The sequence below is a fragment of the Streptomyces sp. NPDC041135 genome (assembly GCF_055592085.1).
The window spans coordinates 51,063-72,835 of the sequence record NZ_JBVIYZ010000025.1; the positions used below are offsets into that span (position 1 = coordinate 51,063).

The following is a 21,773-nucleotide window of genomic DNA, read 5'->3' on the forward strand; positions in this document are numbered from 1 at the left end:
CGGCCCGCCTCAGCGCGTCACCTCGTACAGCACCTGTCCCCCCGGGCCCGCGGCGACCCGGCGCAGCCCGGGCCCGGCCGCAGCCGCCGTCCCGACCACCCACCGCACCCGGTACTCCCGCAGCAGGTCGCGCCGCCGGCGCGCGGAGGTGTCCGCCGCGAAGTACGTCCGCACCGCCGCCTCACGGCGCGACGCGTCCGGCAGGAACACGTCCGGGTACCCGGGCGCCACGGTGTACGGCCCGTACGCCGGCAGCTGCCGGGCCGGCCAGGTCCGGGCCATCACCACGTCGCCGTACCGCACCCACGGGGTGATCCACCGGTAACCCGGCCACGGCGCCCGGTACCTGTCCGCCACCACCCCGGGCAGCGCCCCGCGCCCCACCACGTACCCGGCCGTCCCCACCTGCGTCCACGCCCCGGCCAGCAGCGCGGCGCCCAACAGGCACGCCCAGCCGGTCCGCACCGCCCGCCTGCCCGCCGACACCGTCTCCAGCGCGGCGGCGAGCTGCGCCGGGATCAGCGCGGCGGGCAGGGCACGGCCCCAGGAGTAGTGCCCGCTCAGCCCGCCCGCGGTGACCACCAGCACCCCCAGGGCGAAGAACAGCACCAGTGGGTCCCGCCGGTCCCGCCGCCACCGCGCGACCAGCGCGGCCACCCCGAGCAGCACCAGCCCGAACCGCCCGGCCAGGTCGCGGTAGAGGGAGCGGTGGATCGCCTCCAGGTCCGCGCCGGCGGAGAACAGCGCGAAGAAGTCGTAGTAGGGCCACAGCCGCAGCACCAGCAGCCCCGCCGCCGCCGCTGCACCGAGCCGCACCAGCACCGCCCGCGCGGGCCGGGCGGCGGTCACCGTGGCGAGCGCGCCGAGGGAGGCGACGACGCCGGAGAACTGGTGGCACAGCAGGATCACCGCCCACAGCACGCCCAGGCCCGCCCAGGCCGCCCACCCGGCGCCGTCGCGCAGCGCCCGCGCGAGCCAGGCCCACAGGTGGAAGGAGAGCCCGAGGGCGAACACGCTCGGGTAGGACACCGTCAGCGCCAGGGAGTTCAGGCCGAGGAAGCCGCTCCACTCGAACAGCACCGGGCCCCACAGGAACACCAGGCACAGCAGCGCCAGGGGCGGGGCGGCGCGGTGGGCGCTCAGCACGCGTACGTACCGCCGGACGCCGGTGACCAGCAGTCCGAGGCCGATGACGGCGGCGATCCGCAGCACGGCGAACACCGGCAGTCCGCCCAGCCGGGCTGCGGCGCCGAGGACCACCGTCCAGGGCGAGTAGTACGGGCTCGGGGTGTCCGCGTCGACCAGCGGGTCGCCGGGGTGGAGCAGGCTGTGCCGCAGCCGCTGCACGGTCGCCGCGTGCATGCCGAGGTCGCCCGCCCAGGGCAGCCGGACGATGACCAGGAGCAGCAGCAGGACGACAAGGCCGGCGACGGCCCAGGTGAGCACCCGCCAGGCGCGCGCGGCCGGCGCCCTGCCGCCGGGCGCGGCGCCGACGACGGGCGTGCTGCTAGGCGGCGCGGCGCGCATCCTGCTGGAACACCCAGGTGCGGTAGACCAGGAAACGGAAGGCCGAGGCGAGGACGATCGACAGCGCCTTGACCGCGTTGGAGCCGAGCGGGCCGTCCAGGCCGAGGGCGTGGTAACCGGCGTAGAACAGGCCGCTCTCCAGGACGACGCCGAGGCCGCTGAAGGCGAAGAACAGGGCGATCTGCCGGCGGGTGCGCGAGGCGCGGTCGCGGTAGGCGAAGTACCGGAAGCCGAGGTAGTTGGTGGCCATGGCGACACAGCTGGCGAGGACCGTCGCCGCCATCGCCCGCCGGCCGAGGCCGTGCAGCAGCAGGTTGAAGACCAGGAAGTTGACCAGGACACCGCTGCCGCCGACGACACCGAAGCGGACGACCTCCAGCAGGACGCGCCGGGCCGACCGGGCCGGTGCCGGTGCCCGTCCGGGCGCCTGCGCGGGTACCTGGGCCGGAAGGAGCGCGGGCGTGCGGGACGGGGCCGTGGAGGCGGTGCGGGCCGTGGGGTGCGCCGGGCGGGGATCGGTGAGGTTCACTGTCACATCGCAGACCTTAACCGAAACAACACGATTAGCTGGAAAAGGGACATTCGTCGCGTCTCGCTCGCAGTGGCCCCAGTGGCCCCAGTGGCAGCCTGCGGGCACAGCGGCCTGCGGGCACAACAGGACAGGCGCCCCGGGCCAGGAACGGCCCGGGGCGCCTGCCACCGCCTCACTCCCGCGACGGCCCGCTACGAGTGCGTGCGCAGCAGCGTCCGCATCGTGCGCATCGCCACCGAGAGGTTGGCGAGGTCGAAGGCGTCCGAGCCCTGGATCTCCTCCAGCGTGCTGCGCGCCCGGCCGAGGATCGCCGTGTTCTTCTCCTCCCAGGCCTTGAACCGCTGCTCGGGCGTCGAGGTGCCGTTGCCGACGGCCAGGACGTCGGCGGTGAGCGCCGCGTGCGCCGCGTACAGGTCCTCGCGGATGGAGGCGCGGGCCATGGACTGCCAGCGGTCGGCGCGGGGCAGCTCGATGATGCGGTCCATGAGCTGGGTGATGTGCAGCCGGTCGGCCAGGTCGTAGTAGACCTCGGCGACGTCCAGCGGCTCCTTGCCCGTGCGGTCGGCCACCGACACGATGTCCAGCGTCGGGAAGGCGGAGGAGAACCCGGCCACCTTCGTCGCCAGCTCGTCCGGGACACCGGCGGCGGCCAGCTCGTCGTACACGTGCTGGTACCACTCCTGGTCCGCGCCGCGCAGCAGCTTCGGCAGCTGCTGCCAGACCTGCTCGACCCGCTCGGCGAAGAACTCCACCGTCTCGGCGAGCTGCAGCGGCTGCGGCCGGTTGTTGAGCAGCCAGCGGGTGCCGCGCTCGACCAGGCGGCGCGAGTGCAGCCGGATGCGGGTCTGGACGGCGGCCTCGACCGTGTTGTCGAGGGCCTCCACCGCGTCCCACACCGGCGCCGAGCGGAAGATCGCCCGTGCGGCGGTCTGCGCCCGCACGATCTCCTCGAGCGACGCCCCGGTCTCCTCGCGCAGGCGGTGCAGATACGTCGTACCGCCCGTGTTGACCGTGTCGTTGACCAGCACCGTCGTGGTGATCTCGCGGTTCAGCGGATGGCCGTCGATGCGGTCGGCGAACTGCTCGCGCAGCTCGGCCGGGAAGTACGCGTGCAGCAGCCCGCGCAGGTACGGGTCGTCGGGCAGCGAGGTGTGCAGCAGCTCCTCGGCGACCGTGATCTTGGTGTAGGCCAGCAGGACGGCCGTCTCCGGGCCCGTCAGACCCTGCCCCTGGGCGAGCCGCTCACGGATCTGGCGGTCGGTGGGCAGGAACTCCAGGGCCCGGTCCAGGTGGCCTTCGCGCACCAGGTGGCGGATGAACCGCTGCTGGGCGTGGAGCATGTCCGCGGACTGGGCCAGCGCGTTGGCGATCGCCGTGTTCTGCGCGTAGTTGTTGCGCAGGACGAGCCGGCCGACCTCGTCGGTCATCCCGGCGAGCAGCTTGTTGCGCTGCTTGACGGTCATGTCGCCGTCCCGGACCAGCCCGTTGAGCAGGATCTTGATGTTGACCTCGTGGTCGGAGGTGTCCACGCCCGCGCTGTTGTCGATGGCGTCGGTGTTGATCCGCCCGCCGTGCAGCGCGAACTCGATCCGGCCCAGCTGGGTCAGGCCCAGGTTGCCGCCCTCGCCGACGACCTTGACGCGCAGGTCCTTGCCGTCGACGCGGATGGCGTCGTTGGCCTTGTCGCCGACGTCCGCGTGGGTCTCCGTGGAGGCCTTGACGTACGTGCCGATGCCGCCGTTCCACAGCAGGTCGACCGGCGCGTGCAGGATCGCCCGCATCAGGTCGGCCGGGGTCATCTTGGTGACCTTTTCCTCGATGCCGAGGGCCTCGCGGATGTGCGCGTTGACCGGGACGGCCTTGGCGCTGCGGGGGAAGATCCCGCCGCCCGCCGAGAGCAGCCCGGTGTCGTAGTCGGCCCAGCTGGAGCGGGGCAGCTCGAACAGGCGGCGGCGCTCGGCGTAGGAGGTGGCCGCGTCCGGGTGGGGGTCGATGAAGATGTGCCGGTGGTCGAAGGCGGCGACCAGGCGGATGTGCTCGCTCAGCAGCATCCCGTTGCCGAAGACGTCACCGGACATGTCACCGACACCGACGACCGTGAAGTCCTCGGTCTGGGTGTCCACGCCCAGCTCCCGGAAGTGCCGCTTGACGGACTCCCAGGCACCGCGGGCGGTGATGCCCATCCCCTTGTGGTCGTAGCCCGCGCTGCCGCCGGAGGCGAAGGCGTCACCGAGCCAGAAGTTGTACGACTCGGCGACCTCGTTGGCGATGTCGGAGAACGTCGCCGTGCCCTTGTCCGCCGCGACCACCAGGTAGGTGTCGTCCCCGTCGTGCCGCACGACGTCCTGCGGCGGCACGACCTCGCCGGCCACCATGTTGTCGGTGATGTCCAGCAGGGCGGAGATGAAGGTCTTGTAGCTGGCGATGCCCTCGGCCAGCCAGGCGTCGCGGTCCACGCTCGGATCCGGCAGCTGCTTGGCGACGAAGCCGCCCTTGGCGCCGACCGGCACGATGACGGTGTTCTTCACCATCTGCGCCTTGACCAGGCCCAGGATCTCGGTGCGGAAGTCCTCACGCCGGTCGGACCAGCGCAGACCGCCGCGCGCGACCTTGCCGAAGCGCAGGTGCACGCCCTCCACCCGCGGCGAGTACACCCAGATCTCGTACGCCGGCCGGGGCGCCGGCAGGTCCGGGATGGCCTGCGGGTCGAACTTCATGGACACGTACGCGTGCGGCGTGCCGCCGATCGCCTCCTGGAAGAAGTTCGTGCGCAGGGTCGCCTTGATGACCGTCAGGAAGGAGCGCAGGATGCGGTCCTCGTCGAGGCTCGCCACCTGGTCCAGGGCGGCGTCCAGCTCCTCCAGCAGCGCGTCGACGATCTCCATCCCGGCGCGCTGGCGGTCCGGGGACATCCGCGCCTCGAACAGGGAGACGAGGAGCCGGGTGGTGTGGACGTTGTTGCGGAGGGTGTCCTCCATGTAGTCCTGGCTGAAGGTGGACGCCGCCTGCCGCAGGTACTTGGCGTACGCGCGCAGCACCATCGCCTGCCGCCAGGTCAGCCCGGCGCTGAGCACGAGGGCGTTGAAGCCGTCGTTCTCCGCCTTGCCGGTCCACGTCGCGGCGAACGCGTCCTGGAACCGCTCACGGGCGTCGTCACCGAGGTGCTCGGCGCCGCCGCCGGCCGCCTTGGGCATGCGCAGACCGAAGTCGTAGATCCAGGCGGTGGTGCGGTCGGCGCGGCGCAGCTCGTAGGGCCGCTCGTCGGTGACCTCGACGCCCAGCCGGCTGAGCACCGGAAGCACCTGGGAGAGGGAGACCGTGCCGCCCTTCTGGTAGATCTTGAAGCGGCGCTCCTGGGGCGTGGCGCCCACGGGCTCGTACAGGCTCAGCGAGAACGTCTTGTCCTCGCCCAGCTGCTCCAGGTGGACGATGTCGGCGACCGCGGCGCGCGGGCTGTGGTCGGCCTTGTAGCCCTCGGGGAAGGCGTTGCTGTAGCGGCGCAGCACCTCGGCCGCGCGTTCCTCCCCGCACTCGGCGGTCAGGGCCTCGGCGAACGCGTCGGCCCAGGAGCGGGCGGCCTCCACCAGGCGGGCCTCGATGCGCTCCTTGTCGGCGTCCGACAGCTCGGGCAGCTCGGTGCCCGGCGGGACGCGGATGACGAAGTGCAGCCGGGAGAGGATCGACTCGGTGTTCCAGGCGGTGAAGTCGACGCTGGTGCCGGCCAGCTCCTCCTTCAGGATGTCGATGATCCGCAGCCGGACGCCCGTGGTGTAGCGGTCGCGCGGCAGGTAGACGAGGGCCGAGTAGTAGCGGCCGTACTCGTCCTGGCGCAGGTAGAGCCGCAGCCGCCGCCGCTCCTGCAGGTACAGCACGCTCGTCGCGATGGACTGCAGCTCGGCGGTCGGCGTCTGGAACAGCTCGTCGCGCGGGTAGGTCTCCAGGATCTGCATCAGATCGCGGCCGTCGTGGCTGTTGGGCGAGAAACCGGCCCGCTCCAGGACCTCGGCGACCTTGCGCCGGATCACCGGGACCCGGCGGACGGACTCGGTGTAGGCGGCGGAGGAGAACAGGCCGAGGAAGCGGCGCTCACCGATGACGTTGCCGTCCGCGTCGAACTTCTTGACGCCGATGTAGTCCAGGTACGACGGGCGGTGCACGGTGGCCCGGCTGTTCGCCTTGGTCAGCACCAGCAGGTTGTGCTCGCGGGCCTTGGCGCGGGCGTCGGCCGGGAGCCGCTCGAAGCTCGGGCTGACCGGGTGGCTGTCGTCCCCGCCGTGCGGCGGGTCGGAGCGCAGGATGCCGAGGCCGGTGCCGGGGACGGCGGCCAGGGAGTCGTCCTCGCGCAGCTGGTACTCGCGGTAGCCGAGGAAGGTGAAGTGGTCGGCGGCCAGCCAGCGCAGCAGCTCCCGGGCCTCCTCGACCTCGGGTCCGGCCAGGTCGCCGGGGACGGGCTCGTCCTGGAGGCGGTCGGCGACGCGCACCGCCGCCTCCCGCATCTTCTCCCAGTCCTCGACGGCCTCGCGGACGTCGGAGAGCACGCGCAGCAGGTCGGTGGTGATCTGCTTGAGGTCGGCCCGGTCGGTCTCGCGGTCGGTCTCGACGTGGATCCAGGACTCGACGTGCGCGTCGTGCGGGAGGTCGCCGGTGGGCGGGGTGGGCAGGACCTCGATCAGCTTGCCGGTGACGTCCCGCCGCACGACGAACTGGGGGTGGATGACGACGTGGATGCCGCGCCCCTGCCGGGTCAGCTCGTTGGTGACCGAGTCGACGAGGAACGGCATGTCATCGGTGACGACCTCGACGACGGTGTGGCTGCACGTCCACCCGTTCTCCTCGACGGTCGGGGTGTGCACGCGCACGTTGGCGGTGCCCTGCGGGCGGGTCTCGGCGAGGCGGTAGTGCGACACCGCGGCGCCGAAGACGTCGACCGGGTCGCGGTCGGTGAGGTCTTCCGGTGCGGTGTGCAGGTAGTAGCGCTGGAGGAACGCGAGCACGGATTCGCCGTCCGGCACGCTCGGGGCGTCCGAGTCCCCCGCAGTGCCCTCGCTCGTCGTCCCAGTCGGTAGGTGCCCCCCGACCGGGCTGTTCTCAGCTACCCGGGCGGCCCGTTCGAGCAGCTCGGCCTTGGCTTCGTCCAGCTTGGTCTGCATTGTCCTCTGGCTCCTGTCGCGCGCCGTTGCGTGACGTAGAAGGAAGTACGGTCTCTGCCCCTCCGGCACAACGCCACGGCCCGGGGTCTCCGGTCTGTTTCGACGCTATGCCGCGAGAGGAGAGGAGCGGGGGGTATTCGGCCATTCCCGGCGTGACTCTCGGGCGGGACGCCGCGCTCGGCAGCGTCTCGTCCCGGGCTGCCGTCGGCGTCCTGGGGGCGCCTGTGCCCCCGTCCCGCCCGCGAGGACCAGCGACCGCCGCCCGGTCACGGAGGTGCTCCGTGCTCACCGGGCGCGGGGCAGGGGCGACGGTGCCCCCGCGAGCTATCGCGCTGATCACGCCACAAGGCTATCGCTCCTCACCCCGGACCCGTCATGAGCCGTATGTGTACAAAAGAGGGACCGCAACTTTGACGTTCTGCACAGGGGCGGGACGGTGCCCGGGGGCGTATCCGGGCGCGCCCGAGGCGCGCCGGAACGGGCGGGCCGCAGCGGGCCGGCCGGGTGGCGCCGGACACGCCGGGCGGCTCACGCCGCGAGGAGCCGCGCCTGCGCCACGGCCTCGGCGAGCGTGTCCACCACGGGTACGCCCGCCTCCTCCAGGCTGGCCCGGCCGTGCGAGCCCCCGGTGTACAGCACCGCCCGCGCCCCCACGTGCCGCGCCGCCAGCGCGTCGTCCGCGGCGTCCCCGATGACCACCGTGCGCTCGGGGGCCGCCACCTCGCCCAGCGCGCGCAGGTGGCGCACCATGTGCTCGGCCTTGCTGCCGCCGGACGGCCCGGTCCGCCCGTCGACCCGTATGAAGTGCGACTCGATCCCGAAGTCCCGGACCAGTGGCACCAGGTCCTCGTGCCCGTACATGCTCAGCAGGGACTGGCTGCCCCCGGCCGTCCGCCAGTCGGCCAGCAGCTCGGCCGCCCCTTCGGCCAGCCCGCAGCGCACCCGGTGCTCGGTGTAGTACCGGTGGAAGGTCTCGTCCATGACCTCCCACTCAGCATCGGTGGGCAGCCGCCCCATCAGCCGCTCGTAGAACCTGGGCACCGGCACGCAGTACAGCGTCCGGTAACGCTCCAGCGTGATCGGCTCCAGGCCCAGCTCGGCGAAGGCCGCGTTGGTCGCCCCGATGATGGCGTCGTTGTCGTGGAACAGCGTCCCGTTCCAGTCCCACACGATGTGCGTGCTTGCGTGCATCCCCATGCTGGAGAACGTACCCGCCGCCGCCGACAATCAGTGGCGAGAGCGGCGAAAGCAGGGCGAAGCCGGGGACGACCCGTAGGGGCGGCGCGCGGGGCGGGTCAGCCGAGCGCCACCAGGTTGGGGATCTCCTGCGTGGCGTACCACAGCAGTTCGTGGTCGTCGGCGCCGTCCACGACGAACCGCGCGTCGTCGTCCCCGCCGTCCGCCGCCTCGAGCGCCCGGGCCGCCGCGGCCACGTCCTCCTCCGCGTCGTCCGCGTCGACGTGCACCGCGGCCGCCTTGGCCAGGGCCACCGTCCCGGCCACCCACACCTCGCCCAGCGCCGCCGGGTCGAGCGCGCGGTCGGGGTCGGCGGCCGCGGACCTGTCGGGCACGTCGACGGCCACGACGACCCGCCGCCGCGGCGCGTCCGGGTCGGCGGCGAGCAGCCGCAGGGAGGCCAGCGCGGCCCGGCCGAGCGCCGCGTACTCCAGTTCCTCGATGTCGTCGGAGAGGTACCACTCGCGCAGGGCGGGCGTGACGGCGTACGCGAGGAAGGGACCGGTCCCCAGCTCTCCGGTCTTGTGCGCCTCGGCGAGACCGGGGAGGGTCAGGGGGACGTAGACGCGCATGCTGGCCGCTTCTTTCCTGTGCGAAGGCTCCGCCGGGGGCCCGGGAGAGGCGCCGTGCGCGTCCTCCGGAGGACCTTCAGGATACGTGCGGGCGTCCCCTTTCGGGTCCCCTCCCAGGGCCCGGGCGGGGTCAACCCGGCGCCCCCGGCTCACCCGGTCCCGCCGCTCCACCAGAGGGCTGAGACCCGCCCCGTCACCCGGATAAGTGAACTTCCCGGCCGCCCGGCGCCGGCCGCCGCTTCCTTGCCGCCGTCGCCCCGGGCCCCGTACAAGATCCCCAGCAGCAAGTTACCGCCCGGTACCGGCCGGGCCCGCCGAACGGGGTTTCCCATGAACAAGGTCATGAGCAGGACCGTCCAGCCCCGCCCGGGCACCCGTCCGCCGACCCGCCGCGACTCCCGCAGGCCAGGTGCCCCCTCCCGGACGCCCGCACCGCGCGCCACCCGCACGACCGCGCCGGCCGCCCCGGCCACGGCGACCGCGTCGGCCTCCCCGGTGCCCGCCGGCACGCCTGGGCGGGCACCCTGTGCACCGGACACGGGCCGTCCGAGCCCGCGCCCCACGGACCTCTTCGCGGACCGGCTGCTGGCCGTCCTGAGCGGCCGCCGCCCCGTGCACTGGATGCTCCGGCACACCGCCGGACCCGCCTACGACGACCTGGCCCGCCTCGCCGAACACGGTCCCCTGCGCACCCGGGGCGTCCACCCCGTCGTCCGGGACATCGGCTACTACGTGCCGCGCACCGACGCCCTGGAGGTCTTCGCCCGCATCGCCGCGGGCGACCGGCTGCGCGCCATGGCGTTCCGCCTGGAGCGCGGCCAGGACCTGCGCTGGCGCTGCACGGCGGTGGAACTCGGCGGCCCGCGCGGCCCGCACACGGACGACGACCGGGGCCGGTAGCGCCAGGCCCCGGGGTACGCCGGAGGGCCGGGCACCCCTCAGGTGACCCGGCCCTCGCGTACGTGCTGCTCGCGCTCGCTACTTCTTGCGGCGCCGGCCGGTCTTGGCCTGCTTGCGGCGCTCGGCGCGGGTGAGGCCGTCGGACTCCGAGCGCACCGGCTCCTCGTCGTCGTAGGTCAGGTCGCCCTCGACGATGCCGCCCTCGCCGTCCACGGTCGCCGCGGAGAAGTGCAGACTCCGCCGCTGCGGCGCGTCGAGGCCCTTGGCGCGGATCTCCGGGCGCGAGCCGGCCTGTGCGGGGACCGCGTCCTGGACGCCCGGCGCCTCGGCCTCGATCTCCTCGACCGGGACCTCCTCGACCTGCTGCTCGACCTGGACCTCCAGGTTGAACAGGTAGCCGACGGACTCCTCCTTGATGCCGTCCATCATGGCCTGGAACATGTCGAAGCCCTCGCGCTGGTACTCGACCAGGGGGTCCTTCTGGGCCATCGCGCGCAGGCCGATGCCCTCCTGGAGGTAGTCCATCTCGTAGAGGTGCTCACGCCACTTGCGGTCCAGGACCGACAGCACCACGCGGCGCTCCAGCTCACGCATGATCTCGGAGCCGAGCTGCTCCTCGCGCGCCTGGTACTGGGCGTAGATGTCGTCCTTGATGGACTCGGAGATGAACTCGGCGGTCAGTCCGGCCCGGTCGCCGGCCGCCTCCTCCAGCTCCTCGATGGTGACCTTCACCGGGTAGAGCTGCTTGAAGGCGCCCCACAGCCGGTCGAGGTCCCAGTCCTCGGGGAAGCCCTCGGAGGTCTCGGCGGTGATGTAGGCGTCGATGGTGTCGTCCATGAAGTGCTGGATCTGCTCGTGCAGGTCCTCGCCCTCCAGGACGCGGCGGCGCTCGCCGTAGATGACCTCGCGCTGCCGGCTGAGCACCTCGTCGTACTTCAGGACGTTCTTGCGCGTCTCGAAGTTCTGCTGCTCGACCTGCGACTGCGCGGACGCGATGGCCCGGGTGACCATCTTGTTCTCGATCGGCACGTCGTCCGGCACGTTGGCCATGGACATCACGCGCTCGACCATCTGGGCCTTGAACAGCCGCATCAGGTCGTCGCCCAGCGACAGGTAGAAGCGGGACTCGCCCGGGTCGCCCTGGCGGCCGGAGCGGCCGCGCAGCTGGTTGTCGATACGGCGCGACTCGTGCCGCTCGGTGCCCAGCACGTACAGGCCGCCGAGCGCCTCGACCTCGTCCTTCTCGGCCTTGACCGCCTGCTCGGCCTTCTCCAGGGCGGCGGGCAGGGCCGCGGCCCACTCCTCGATGTGCTCCTCGGGGTCGAGGCCGCGCTGGCGCAGCTCGGCCTCGGCGAGGTCGTCGGGGCTGCCGCCGAGCTTGATGTCCGTACCGCGGCCGGCCATGTTGGTGGCCACCGTGACGGCGCCCTTGCGGCCGGCCTGGGCGACGATCTGCGCCTCGCGCTCGTGGTGCTTGGCGTTGAGCACCTCGTGCTGGATGCCGCGCTTGCTGAGCTGCTGCGAGAGGTACTCGGACTTCTCGACCGAGGTGGTGCCGACCAGGATCGGCTGGCCCTTCTCGTGCTTCTCCGCGATGTCGTCGACGACCGCCTCGAACTTGGCGACCTCGGTGCGGTAGATCAGGTCGGACTGGTCCTTGCGGACCATCGGCCTGTTGGTCGGGATCGGGACGACACCGAGCTTGTAGATCTGGTGGAACTCGGCGGCCTCGGTCATCGCCGTACCGGTCATGCCGGAGAGCTTCTTGTAGAGGCGGAAGAAGTTCTGCAGGGTGATCGTGGCGAGGGTCTGGTTCTCGTCCTTGATGTCCACCCCTTCCTTCGCCTCGATCGCCTGGTGCATGCCCTCGTTGTAGCGGCGGCCGGCGAGGATACGGCCGGTGTGCTCGTCGACGATCATGACCTCGCCGTCGATGACGACGTAGTCCTTGTCCTTCTTGAACAGTTCCTTGGCCTTGATGGCGTTGTTCAGGTAACCCACGAGCGGGGTGTTGACCGACTCGTAGAGGTTGTCGATGCCCAGCCAGTCCTCGACCTTGCTGACACCGGCCTCGTGGATGGCGACCGTGCGCTTCTTCTCGTCGACGTCGTAGTCGCCGGTCTCCTCCATGCCCTTGAGGGGGTTGCCCGCCTCGCCCTTCTTCAGGCGCGTGACCAGCTTGGCGAAGTCGCCGTACCACTTGGTGGCCTGGTCGGCCGGGCCGGAGATGATCAGCGGCGTCCGGGCCTCGTCGACCAGGATGGAGTCGACCTCGTCGACAATGGCGAAGTTGTGTCCGCGCTGGACCAGCTCGTCCTTCGACCACGCCATGTTGTCGCGCAGGTAGTCGAAGCCGAACTCGTTGTTCGTGCCGTAGGTGATGTCGCACAGGTACTGCTCGCGCCGCTGGGCGGGCGTCATGTTGGCGAGGATGCAGCCGACGTCCAGGCCGAGGAACTTGTGGACGCGGCCCATCATCTCCGAGTCGCGCTCGGCCAGGTAGTCGTTGACCGTGATGAGGTGGACGCCGTCGCCGGACAGGGCGTTGAGATACGCGGGCAGCGTGCCGACGAGCGTCTTGCCCTCACCGGTCTTCATCTCGGCGACATAGCCGAGGTGCAGGGCCGCACCACCCATCAGCTGCACGTCGTAGTGCCGCTGGCCGAGGACGCGCTTGGCGGCCTCGCGGACGGTGGCGAACGCCTCGGGGAGCAGGTCGTCCAGGCTCTCGCCGTCGGCGTAGCGCTGCTTGTACTCCTCGGTGAGGGCCCGCAGCTCGGCGTCGGAGAGGTCGACGAAGTCCTCTTCGATGGAGTTGACCTGGTCCGCGATGCGGTGCAGCTTGCGCAGGATCTTGCCTTCGCCTGCACGCATGATCTTCGAGAGGACGGACACGGGGGCTGGTCTCCTTGCCGGTCGGGCCTGGGACGGTCGATTTCGGATGTGACGTACTGAGCAACGGCCATCGTATGCGAGGACCCCGGCACGCCGGGAGGCCTGGCGGGCCGACGGATGCCTTCACAGGGACAACGGCCCGGCGCGGCGGATAGTGCCGCGCCGTCGCCAGGAATTGCGTGAATTGTGATCACTCGCTCACGCTCGGCGAAAAGCGATGGCACCGCGCGCGCGTGCCGAGCAGAATCGGCCGATGGAACCCGTGACGATCACCACCGACCGGCTGGTCCTGCGCCGCGTCGGCCCGGACGACGCCGAGGCGGTGTACGCCGCCGCGCAGGACCCGCTCATCCAGCGCTGGATCCCCCAGTTCCCGGCGCCCTACCTGCGCGAACACGCCGAGACCTTCACGCGGCGGACGGTACCGGACGGCTGGGCCGACGACTCCCTGTTCACCTTCGGCGTCTTCCTCCTCAGCGGTGAACTGGCCGGCATGCTCGCCCTCACCAGGTACGCGCTCGGCGTCACCGAGGTCGGCTTCTGGGCCGCGGCGGAACACCGCGGCCACGGCTACCTCACCGAGGCCACCGTCGCCGCCACCCGCTGGGCCTTCACCGCGCTCGCCGTCGACCGGGTGGAATGGCGCGCGGAGGTCGGCAACCGGCCCTCGCGCGCGGTGGCCGAGCGCGCCGGTTTCACCGTCGAGGGCACCCTGCGCTCCGCGATCAACAACAGAGGGGTGCGCCGCGACTGCTGGGTGGGCTCCCTGCTCCCGTCGGACCTGGGCCTGCCGTCGACGGCGCCGTACCTGCCGTCCCCCGGATGACGGCCCGCCCGTGACGGGTTGCCAGTGACGGCCCCGGCCACCTGCCCCCGGGCCACGGGCCGTTCCGCGTTGTCAGTGCCACCCTTTATCGTCCCCAGCATGACGACCGTGCCACGCCCTCTCGCCACCCTGTCGGCGGACGACGCCCGCCGCATCGCCCTGCGGGCCCAGGGCTTCGTCGGCGCCCCCGACCGCCGTGCCGGTGTCCGCGGTGTCCTGCGCCACCTGGGCGCGGTCCAGCTCGACACCATCTCGGTCCTCGCCCGCTCCCACGAGCTGATCCCCTACGCCCGCCTCGGCGCCGTGGGCCGCAGGACCGTCGAGGACGCCTACTGGACGCCGGCGTCCGCCGGTGCCCGCCCGCACGCCTTCGAGTACTGGTCGCACGCCGCCTGCATCCTCCCGGTCGAGGAGTGGCCGCACTTCGCCTTCCGCCGGCGCGCCTACCGCGACCGCCCGCACTGGAGCCACCAGCTCCCCGACGGCGTCTACGACCAGGTCCTCAAGCAGCTGCGCGCCGAGGGCCCGCTGACGGCTACGGAGCTGGGCGGCGCGAAGAGGACCAGCGACTGGTGGGACTGGTCGGGCACCAAGGTCGCCGTGGAGCGCGCGCTGATGTACGGCGAGGTGGTGTGCGTGGAGCGCCGCGGCTGGAAGCGGGTGTACGACCTCGCCGAGCGCGCGATTCCCGGTGAGCTGCTGCACGACGAGCTGGACGACGCCGAGTGCCTGCGCCGCCTGGTCCGTCTGGCCGGGCAGTCGCTCGGCGTCGGCACCCGTGCGGACATCGCCGACTACCACCGCCTCAAGGGCGAGCAGGTCGACGCGGTGATCGCGGACTCCGGCCTGGTGCCGGTCGCGGTGGAGGGCTGGGCCAAGCCCGCCTGGGCCGATCCGGTCGCCCTGGAGACTCCGGTGCGCGGCCGGCACCGGACCACACTGCTGTCCCCGTTCGACTCCCTGGTCTGGGAGCGGGCCCGCACGGAGCGCGTCTTCGGCTTCACCCACCGCCTGGAGGCCTACGTCCCCAAGCCGAAGCGGGTCTACGGCTACTTCGCGATGCCGGTGCTGGCCGGCGGCCGGCTGGTCGGGCGTGTCGACCCGGCACGGGAGGGCCGCACCCTGGTCGCCAGGCAGGTCACCCTGGACGGGCCGAAGGCGGTCGCGTCCGTGGCCCAGGCGCTGGTGGAGGCGGCGGGCTGGGTGGACTGCACGGACGTACGGGTGGAGCGCGTGGACCCGCCCGCGCTCCGCGAGCCGCTCACCCGGGAGCTGGCCCGCGCCCTGGCGTGAAGCGCTCCCGCCTACCGGATCTCGAGGATCTTCTCCCGCATCGCGTAGACCACCGCTTCCATCCTGGAGTGCAGCTGGAGCTTCTCCAGGATGTTGCGGACGTGGTTCTTCACGGTGTTCTCGGAGATGAACAACTCCTTGGCGATATCGCGGTTGTTCATTCCGGTGGCGACGAGCTTGAGCACTTCCAGTTCACGGTCGGTCAGCCGCGGCGCCGGTACCAGCCTGCGCTCGTCGGTGCGCTGGATCATCGACTTGAACTCGGTGAGCAGTTTCGACGCCATGGACGGGCTGATCTGCGACTGGCCGTCGGCCACCGCGCGAATGGCGGTGGCCACCTCGTCCGTCGAGATCTCCTTCAGCAGATATCCGGTCGCGCCCGCCTTGATCGCGTCGTAGAGATCGGCTTCCTCGTCGCTGATCGTCAGCATGATGATCTTCGCGCTGGGAGCGACCTCCTTGATGGAGGTGCACGCCTCGATACCGCCCCGCTTGGGCATCCGGACATCCATCAGCACGATGTCGGGCAGCAGGTCGGCGGCCTTGTCGACGGCCTCCGCGCCGTCGCCCGCCTCGCCGACGACCTGGATGTCCTCCTCGGCGGCGAGCACGATCTCCAGACCGCGGCGGAAGAGGGCGTGGTCGTCGACCACCAGGACTCTGATCGGTTCCTGACGTGCCGAGCCCGTGTCCGGGCCCATGCCGGCGACGCCGTGGCCGGCGTCCCCGCCCCGCATCGGTCCGAAGGTGTCCGCCATCGTTCCTCCCCCTGAAGGCTGTGGCCTGTGGTCCTGCCATCGCCAACCCAAGGCAGCGGCCCACCGGTTGGGCCGTGCGGCCATGATTCCATGCCCGGACGACGCCGAGGTGACGTGCGGGGCGTGAAGTGGTCGCACACCGGTGCCCCTGGGGGCGCACACGCGCTCCAGGGGCACCGGCTCAACCGTCGGCCGGGTGATCAGCCACCCAGCGTGCCCCCCGCCCCGGGGGGCTGCGCCTCAGTGACCATCGGGTCCGTGCTGAGGTGGATGACGCCGTAGTCGTAGGCGTGCCGCCGGTAGACGACACTCGGTTCCTTGGTCTCGGAGTCGACGAACAGGTAGAAGTCGTGTCCGACCAGTTCCATCTCGTAGAGCGCCTGGTCGAGGGTCATCGGAGACGCGACGTGGGTCTTCTCGCGGACGATCAGGGGGCCTTCGCCCTTGACCTCCAGCGAGCCGATCTTCTTGGTGGGAACGCCGTCCGTGTCGTCCTCGTGGACGGCCTGGCCGTTCCCGTCGAGCGTCGCCACTCCCGGCACGTGGTCGGGAACCTCGGCCGCCGAGATCCGGCGCGCGCCCCGGCGCGAGTACCGCTTGTCATGCTGCTTGCGCAACCGGGCATCCAGCTTCTCGGCCGCCAGGTCGAGTGCCGCGTACGGATCGCTGGCCGCCGCCTCCGCCCGGATCACCGGACCGCGGGAGCGGAGCGTGATCTCCACCCGGTCGCAGCGGTCGGCCTGTCGGGGGTTGGGCTCCTTGGACACCTCGACGTCGAGGCTGATCACCTTGCCGTCGAGCTTCTGGATCTTCTCCAGCTTCAGCTTCTCGGCCACGTGCTTGCGGAACCGCTCGGGCACCTCGGTCTTGCGGCCCTTGACGACGATGTCCACGCAGAACTCCGTTCCCGGATCGCTCCGCTCCATCGGCGGAGCATCTCCCTTTTGCAGCGGGTCCCGGTGAGCCCCGGAACCTCGGACTCGGTGACGTCCACCTCCTCCTCCCCCGCGGGGACGATCTTCATCCCACCAGCGCGGGTGATTACGGAAAAACCGCGGCGGGGCATTCGGATACGTGAGGTGTGGCCTGCGCCTTTCTCTCACAACCGAACATATCTCGCCCGGACGGATGTCGTCACCCTCTACTGCGGCGTACCTCCGTTCAGGTGAATAGAGCCTCTCACTACCTGCAACGATGCAAGTTTCGCAGTCAGTTCCCGTTTATTTCGAAGGACTCGCGGGGCGCCGCGATCACCGCCGCGTGGATCATCCGTCCCTCGGTCATCACTTCTCCATTTCCCGGTGCGCCGACCGGCCGCTGTTCTCGCTCCGGTCGTGATCCGGCTGCCTGTTCTCCCCTTCCTTCCCGAGTTACGGGTTCGTACACGGGTGTCGCGCCGACGGCCTGCCCCACCACCTCCCGCAGGGCGCGCGCCGCCTCCGCCAGGGTGGCCCCGGTCGTCATCAGGTCGTCGACGAGCACGACGTGACCGGCCGCGACCAGCCCGGCGCCACCGGCCGCCACCTCCAGCGCGCCCGAGAGGTTGGCCAGCCGCTGCCGTGCGTCGAGTCCCGCCTGGTCGGTCACCGGGCGCCGCTGACGCAGCACGGCGGCCACCCGGGCGGGCGTACCGGCGCCCCGCAGCCGCCCGGCCGCGGTGAGCGCGATCCGCCGCACCGGGTCGTGTCCCCGCGCCCGCACGGCCCGCCGCGCGGAGGGCACCGGGACGAGCAGCACAGGTTCCCCGGTCCGCCCGTAGGTTCCCGTCGCCGAGGCCTGACGGAGTGCCGCGCGTACGGCCCGCGCCAGTGCCGTGCCCAGGGGACCCGCGAGCGCCAGCGCCCCGCGCTCCTTGTGGGCGAGGAGGGCGGCCCGCACCTCGTCCCTGTAGGGCGCCGCGGCGTGCACCGCCGGGAGTCCCGGCGGTTCCGGCTCCGGTCGCACCCGGCGCGGTACGGACCCGGTCAGGGCGGCACGGCACTCCGGGCAGAGCACCGTGCGAGGTGTTCCACAGCCTCCGCACTCGGCCGGCAGCACCAGGTCGGTGAGGTCCTGCCACCACCCCCGCATGTCCACCACTGTCCCAAGGACCGGCGTGGGCGGCCACCCCTGTGGACAACCGCCTGTGGACAACCGCCTGTGGACAACCGGGCCCGACGGTCCCGGACCCGTCGCGGCGTCAGCCCGGATAGACCGGCGCCGACCCGTCCTTGACCAGCTTCTCCCACTGCTCCCCGGACGGCATGCGGACGATCCCGTCGTCCGAGTAGGCCACCAGCGGCGCCCGCTCGTCCTCGGAGGCCGCGATCGCCTGCACACCCGGCAGGGCGGCGGGCGGCGGACCGTCCGGCGTGGAGCCGTCGACCTGGACGTACCGCATCTGCAGCACGCCGCCCTGCTCGCGTCCGACCACTACCAGCCGGCTGTCCCCGGCCCAGGACATGGCGGTCACCTCCTCCAGGTCCGGGGTCGCCGAGCGCGGCTCCAGCACGGAGATCCGCGGAAGCGAACCGGCCGTGTCCGGCTCCCGCTCGATCCGGCCGACGAGCAGCGACTGCTTGCCGTCCTTCTCCACGACCAGCGCGATGCGCACCCCGTCGGCGGCCACCCGCACGTCGGTGATCCGCCCCGGCAGCTCGGGCACGCTGACCCGCAGCGGCTCGCCGGCCCCCTGCTCCAGCACGTACAGCCCGGGACGATCCGGGTCGCGGTCGGCGACCCAGAGGTCACCGCGCGCGTCCCAGGTCGGTCGCGTCAGCCGCTTCTCGGGAGCCGGTCCCTGGCTGGTCACCACGGCCTGTCCGAGCGAACCGCCCGAGGCGAGCGAGGTCACGTACAGCGACCTGCCGTCGGCGGAGACCCCGGCCGCCGACTGCTCGTCGCGCGAGACGGCCACCGACTGCAGTTCCTTGACGCCCTCGCCCAGCGCGCCGGGCACCGCGACGGCACTGGTGTTGGCACTGCCCGTCGCCATCCTGACCAGCCGGTGCTTGGCGTCGAGGAAGTACAGGTACTCGGGGCGCTTGGTCGAGCCGTGCCAGGCGGCGGCCTCGGCCCGGTCCTGGGTGACGTCGCAGAGCCGGTCACCGTCGTCGCCCCGCAGCTCGACCGACTCCAGCGTGGGCGTCAGGTCCCGCACGGTGAGCAGCATCTGGGTCGCCATCTCGGCGCACCGGGGCGCGCCGACTTTGGACGCCTTCCTGTTGAGCGCCACCGTGAGTCTGTTCTGGTCGTCGGGCGCGAGCCCGGACACGCCCTTCCGCAGGCCCGAACCGCTCGGGAAGCGGGAGCGGACCACCGGCCCCAGCCACGTCGTCGGTCCGCTCAGCAGCGAACGCACCAGTTGCGTCATGGCGTCCACGCGGGTGCGCAGGAACACCGGGTCGGCGACCGCCACCGGCTGCCCGCCGGCCCCGACCGCGGTGTTGGAGGCGAAGTAGTACTTGTTGACGGACGTGTAGTTGCGCTGGAAGTCGGACGTGCCCATCACGACGCCGTCCGGGGGCACGTCGATGCGCCACTGCCCGCTCTTGGTGTCCCGGGTGAGATGCACCTTCTGGCTGTAGGGGCCGTGGGCGGGCGCGTACGCCTGATGCGCGTCGACCGTGGCGACCTGGCTGCCGGCCAGCGTGTAGGTGAGGTTGTCGTTGTCCTCCCGGCCCACCGCCTTGTGGTCGGGTTCGATGCTCGGCCCGTTGGCGAGCACCGTCGCCGACTCCTCGGGCCGCCAGTCCCGCGCGGCGTCGGCGGTCAGATAGGTGCGCGCCGTGTCGTAGTGGGGGTCATCGCTGGTCAAGGCCTCGAGAAAGCCCTGCATGATCTCGCCGGGCGCGGCGCCCTCCTGGGGCGGCATGGCGAAGACCCGCACCTGGGCGTCCTGCCGCGGCGTGGACTCGACGTCCCGCAGATCCCCGCTGTCGGGCATCGAGGCACACCCCGCCACCAGTACGGCTCCGCAGGCGGCGAAGGCCGCCGCGCGCCCCGGCCGGCGCCGGGCGCCTCCCTCGCGGTCAGCGCCCACGAAATGCCTCCCCAGGCTTGTTGGAGTCCTCCGGCACGGACCGCTCCGCCCGGCCCGTGCCGCGCTCGCGCACCGCGCCACCGGCGGTCACGTCCTCGTGCCGCCGGGCTCCGCCGGGCCGGGGCACCACGCGGGCGCCGTTGCCCGGCAGGGCGGTCGGGTCGGCGGAGGGACTTCCGGCCAGGCCGGACGCGATCGGCGAGCGCGGCGGCAGCGGCGCCTGGCCGTTGCCCGGCTGCATCGGTACGGTCGCCCGCTTGTCCTCGCCCCCGCGCGGCAGCCCGGCGTCGTCGAGGCCGCGGTTGCGGCGCGAGTCCTTGGGCTCCAGCGGTATCGGGGAGCCGCGCAGCGGCTCGTCGGCGGTCCGGGGCAGCGTCAGCCGGAACTGCGAGCCGCCGCCCGGCTCGCCCCACGCCTGGAGCCAGCCCCCGTGCAGACGCGCGTCCTCCAGGGCGATGGACAGCCCCAGGCCGGTACCGCCGGTCGTACGGGCCCGTGCCGGGTCCGCCCGCCAGAAGCGGCTGAAGACGCGGGTCGCCTCACCGGGCTTGAGACCCACTCCGTAGTCGCGCACCGCGACCGCGACGGCGCCGCCCGCGGTGGCGAGCTTGACGACGACGTCCTTGCCGTCGCCGTGCTCGACGGCGTTGACGACCAGGTTGCGCAGCACCCGCTCCACGCGCCGGGCGTCCGCCTCGGCGACGACCGGCTGCTGGTCCCCGGTGACCCGTATGCGCGTGCCCTTGCGCTCGGCGAGCGGCTCGGCCCCGCTGATCACCCGCCGCACCACCTCGCGCAGGTCTATCGGCTCCGCCTCCAGCGCCGCCGCGCCCGCGTCGAAACGGCTGATCTCCAGCAGGTCGGCGAGCAGCGACTCGAACCGGTCCAGCTGGTCGGCGAGCAGCTCGGCGGAGCGCGCGGTCACCGGGTCGAAGTCCTCGCGCGCCTCGTGGATGACGTCGGCGGCCATCCGCACGGTCGTCAGCGGTGTGCGCAGTTCGTGCGACACGTCCGACACGAAGCGCCGCTGCATCCGCGACAGGTCCTCCAGCTGCTGGATCTTCAGCTGGAGGTTCTGCGCCATCTTGTTGAAGGCCTCGCCGAGACGCGCGATGTCGTCCTCGCCGGTGACCTTCATCCGTTCCTGCAGCCGTCCGGCGGACAGCCGCTCCGCGATCCCGGCGGCCATCCGCACGGGCGTGACGACCTGCCGCACCACCAGCCAGGCGATCGCTCCGAGGAGGACGACGACGAACAGTCCGGCGGTCGCGAGCGTGCCCTTGACCAGGCTGAGGGACTTCTCCTCCTGCGTGAGCGGGAAGAGGTAGTACAGCTCGTAGGGGTCACCGTTGGGGTCGTTGACCTGCTTGCCGATGACCAGCGCCGGCTGGGACTCCCGGCCGTTGTTGTAGACGATGCGCGTGTAGCTCTGGGCCGCCGTCGTACTGCCGCCGACGCGGTCGCGCAGGTTCCCGGGCACGCTCGACGACGGGTCGACGTACACGGACCCGCGCGGGCTGCGCCCGCCTCCGCTGTCGTCGCCCACGGGCAGCGTCACCACGTCGAAGGCGCCCTGGCCGCCGCTGGAGAGCGACTCCACGAGGTCGCTCATCCACTGGATGACGTTCTGCGACTGCCGCCCGTCGGCCGTCGACGTGCTGTCCGCGGCGCCGCCGGCGGCCTCGTCGGCCTTCTGCTTGGCCACCGCGAACCCGCCGGTGGCCTGGCTCTGGGAGGCCTTGACCTTGGCGTCCAGCAGGCCGTTGCGCACCTGCCCGATCACGACGAAGCCCAGCAGCAGGACGACGCCCAGCGACATCAGCAGCGTCGTGGCCACGACCTTGAGCTGGATGTTGCGCCGCCACAGCCGCATCACCGGCAGCAGCGGCCTGCGCACCCAGCGCGTGAAGAGCCGCAGGACGGGGCTGCCCTGCACTCCGCCGTGCAGCAACCCGCTCCCGAAGACCCGTCCCCAGCGCGTACCCGTCCTCTTCCGGCCGACAGGCCGCTCCGGACGGGACCCGGACCGGCCGGGAGCCGAAGCGGCACTGTCCCCGGACATG

The 21,773-nt window shown here is 72.0% G+C and carries 14 protein-coding genes; 3 read left to right on the plus strand and 11 right to left on the minus strand.

Features of this window, described 5'->3' with window-relative positions; translation table 11 throughout:
* Positions 1-9: 9 nt before the first annotated feature.
* The 5 genes from ACZ6CZ_RS32320 to ACZ6CZ_RS32340 form a co-directional block, all read right to left on the minus strand.
* Positions 10-1,527 carry a hypothetical protein gene (locus ACZ6CZ_RS32320; RefSeq protein WP_469028354.1) on the minus strand — a complete coding sequence of 506 codons (1,518 nt, stop codon included), beginning with the start codon at positions 1,525-1,527 and terminating at the stop codon, positions 10-12.
* On the minus strand, positions 1,508-2,062 hold the full coding sequence (locus ACZ6CZ_RS32325; RefSeq protein WP_469028357.1) for a GtrA family protein: 555 nt from the start codon (positions 2,060-2,062) through the stop codon (positions 1,508-1,510). Before ACZ6CZ_RS32325 ends, ACZ6CZ_RS32320 begins: the two co-directional genes overlap by 20 nt.
* 188 nt (positions 2,063-2,250) lie before the next feature.
* Positions 2,251-7,209, minus strand: coding sequence for an NAD-glutamate dehydrogenase (locus ACZ6CZ_RS32330; protein WP_469028360.1), 4,959 nt, complete (start codon positions 7,207-7,209; stop codon positions 2,251-2,253).
* 528 nt (positions 7,210-7,737) lie between these two features.
* Positions 7,738-8,406 (minus strand): HAD family hydrolase, encoded by a 669-nt coding sequence (locus ACZ6CZ_RS32335; RefSeq protein ID WP_469028363.1) that lies wholly within the window; start codon positions 8,404-8,406, stop codon positions 7,738-7,740.
* A gap of 98 nt (positions 8,407-8,504) precedes the next feature.
* On the minus strand, positions 8,505-9,017 hold the full coding sequence (locus tag ACZ6CZ_RS32340) for a DUF6912 family protein (protein WP_469028366.1): 513 nt from the start codon (positions 9,015-9,017) through the stop codon (positions 8,505-8,507).
* Between the two features lie 330 nt (positions 9,018-9,347).
* Here ACZ6CZ_RS32340 and ACZ6CZ_RS32345 point away from each other — a divergent pair, with 330 nt between their 5' ends.
* Positions 9,348-9,917, plus strand: a complete 570-nt coding sequence (locus tag ACZ6CZ_RS32345) for an Rv3235 family protein (RefSeq protein ID WP_469028368.1) — start codon at positions 9,348-9,350, stop codon at positions 9,915-9,917.
* A 78-nt stretch (positions 9,918-9,995) separates the two neighbouring features.
* Here the strand turns inward: ACZ6CZ_RS32345 and secA are convergent, their stop codons facing one another.
* Complete coding sequence (gene secA / locus ACZ6CZ_RS32350) at positions 9,996-12,812, minus strand: preprotein translocase subunit SecA (protein WP_469028371.1); 2,817 nt, start codon at positions 12,810-12,812, stop codon at positions 9,996-9,998.
* Positions 12,813-13,065: 253 nt separating this feature from the next.
* Between secA and ACZ6CZ_RS32355 the strand changes: the two genes are divergently transcribed.
* On the plus strand, positions 13,066-13,638 hold the full coding sequence (locus ACZ6CZ_RS32355; RefSeq protein ID WP_469028373.1) for a GNAT family N-acetyltransferase: 573 nt from the start codon (positions 13,066-13,068) through the stop codon (positions 13,636-13,638).
* Between the two features lie 99 nt (positions 13,639-13,737).
* A complete protein-coding gene (locus tag ACZ6CZ_RS32360) occupies positions 13,738-14,931 on the plus strand; it encodes a winged helix-turn-helix domain-containing protein (RefSeq protein ID WP_469028376.1) in 1,194 nt (397 codons plus the stop codon).
* Between the two features lie 11 nt (positions 14,932-14,942).
* Here ACZ6CZ_RS32360 and ACZ6CZ_RS32365 read toward each other — a convergent pair whose 3' ends face one another.
* The 5 genes from ACZ6CZ_RS32365 to mtrB form a co-directional block, all read right to left on the minus strand.
* Positions 14,943-15,689 carry a response regulator gene (locus ACZ6CZ_RS32365; RefSeq protein ID WP_469028378.1) on the minus strand — a complete coding sequence of 249 codons (747 nt, stop codon included), beginning with the start codon at positions 15,687-15,689 and terminating at the stop codon, positions 14,943-14,945.
* A gap of 200 nt (positions 15,690-15,889) precedes the next feature.
* Complete coding sequence (hpf, locus tag ACZ6CZ_RS32370; protein WP_469028404.1) at positions 15,890-16,582, minus strand: ribosome hibernation-promoting factor, HPF/YfiA family; 693 nt, start codon at positions 16,580-16,582, stop codon at positions 15,890-15,892.
* A 316-nt stretch (positions 16,583-16,898) separates the two neighbouring features.
* A complete protein-coding gene (locus tag ACZ6CZ_RS32375) occupies positions 16,899-17,759 on the minus strand; it encodes a ComF family protein (protein ID WP_469028380.1) in 861 nt (286 codons plus the stop codon).
* A 109-nt stretch (positions 17,760-17,868) separates the two neighbouring features.
* Complete coding sequence (locus tag ACZ6CZ_RS32380; RefSeq protein WP_469028382.1) at positions 17,869-19,710, minus strand: LpqB family beta-propeller domain-containing protein; 1,842 nt, start codon at positions 19,708-19,710, stop codon at positions 17,869-17,871.
* On the minus strand, positions 19,700-21,772 hold the full coding sequence (gene mtrB, locus ACZ6CZ_RS32385; RefSeq protein WP_469028385.1) for an MtrAB system histidine kinase MtrB: 2,073 nt from the start codon (positions 21,770-21,772) through the stop codon (positions 19,700-19,702). Before mtrB ends, ACZ6CZ_RS32380 begins: the two co-directional genes overlap by 11 nt.
* Position 21,773: the final 1 nt, after the last annotated feature.

What these genes read in the sequence shown, in the direction of transcription:
- ACZ6CZ_RS32365 (WP_469028378.1), bottom strand. Translation starts at nt 15,689, where the DNA reads ATGGCGGACACCTTCGGACCGATGCGGGGCGGGGACGCCGGCCACGGC.
- ACZ6CZ_RS32355 (WP_469028373.1), top strand. Translation starts at nt 13,066, where the DNA reads ATGGAACCCGTGACGATCACCACCGACCGGCTGGTCCTGCGCCGCGTC.
- ACZ6CZ_RS32360 (WP_469028376.1), top strand. Translation starts at nt 13,738, where the DNA reads ATGACGACCGTGCCACGCCCTCTCGCCACCCTGTCGGCGGACGACGCC.
- ACZ6CZ_RS32330 (WP_469028360.1), bottom strand. Translation starts at nt 7,209, where the DNA reads ATGCAGACCAAGCTGGACGAAGCCAAGGCCGAGCTGCTCGAACGGGCC.
- ACZ6CZ_RS32340 (WP_469028366.1), bottom strand. Translation starts at nt 9,017, where the DNA reads ATGCGCGTCTACGTCCCCCTGACCCTCCCCGGTCTCGCCGAGGCGCAC.
- ACZ6CZ_RS32320 (WP_469028354.1), bottom strand. Translation starts at nt 1,527, where the DNA reads ATGCGCGCCGCGCCGCCTAGCAGCACGCCCGTCGTCGGCGCCGCGCCC.
- mtrB (WP_469028385.1), bottom strand. Translation starts at nt 21,772, where the DNA reads ATGTCCGGGGACAGTGCCGCTTCGGCTCCCGGCCGGTCCGGGTCCCGT.
- ACZ6CZ_RS32375 (WP_469028380.1), bottom strand. Translation starts at nt 17,759, where the DNA reads ATGCGGGGGTGGTGGCAGGACCTCACCGACCTGGTGCTGCCGGCCGAG.
- ACZ6CZ_RS32335 (WP_469028363.1), bottom strand. Translation starts at nt 8,406, where the DNA reads ATGGGGATGCACGCAAGCACGCACATCGTGTGGGACTGGAACGGGACG.
- ACZ6CZ_RS32345 (WP_469028368.1), top strand. Translation starts at nt 9,348, where the DNA reads ATGAACAAGGTCATGAGCAGGACCGTCCAGCCCCGCCCGGGCACCCGT.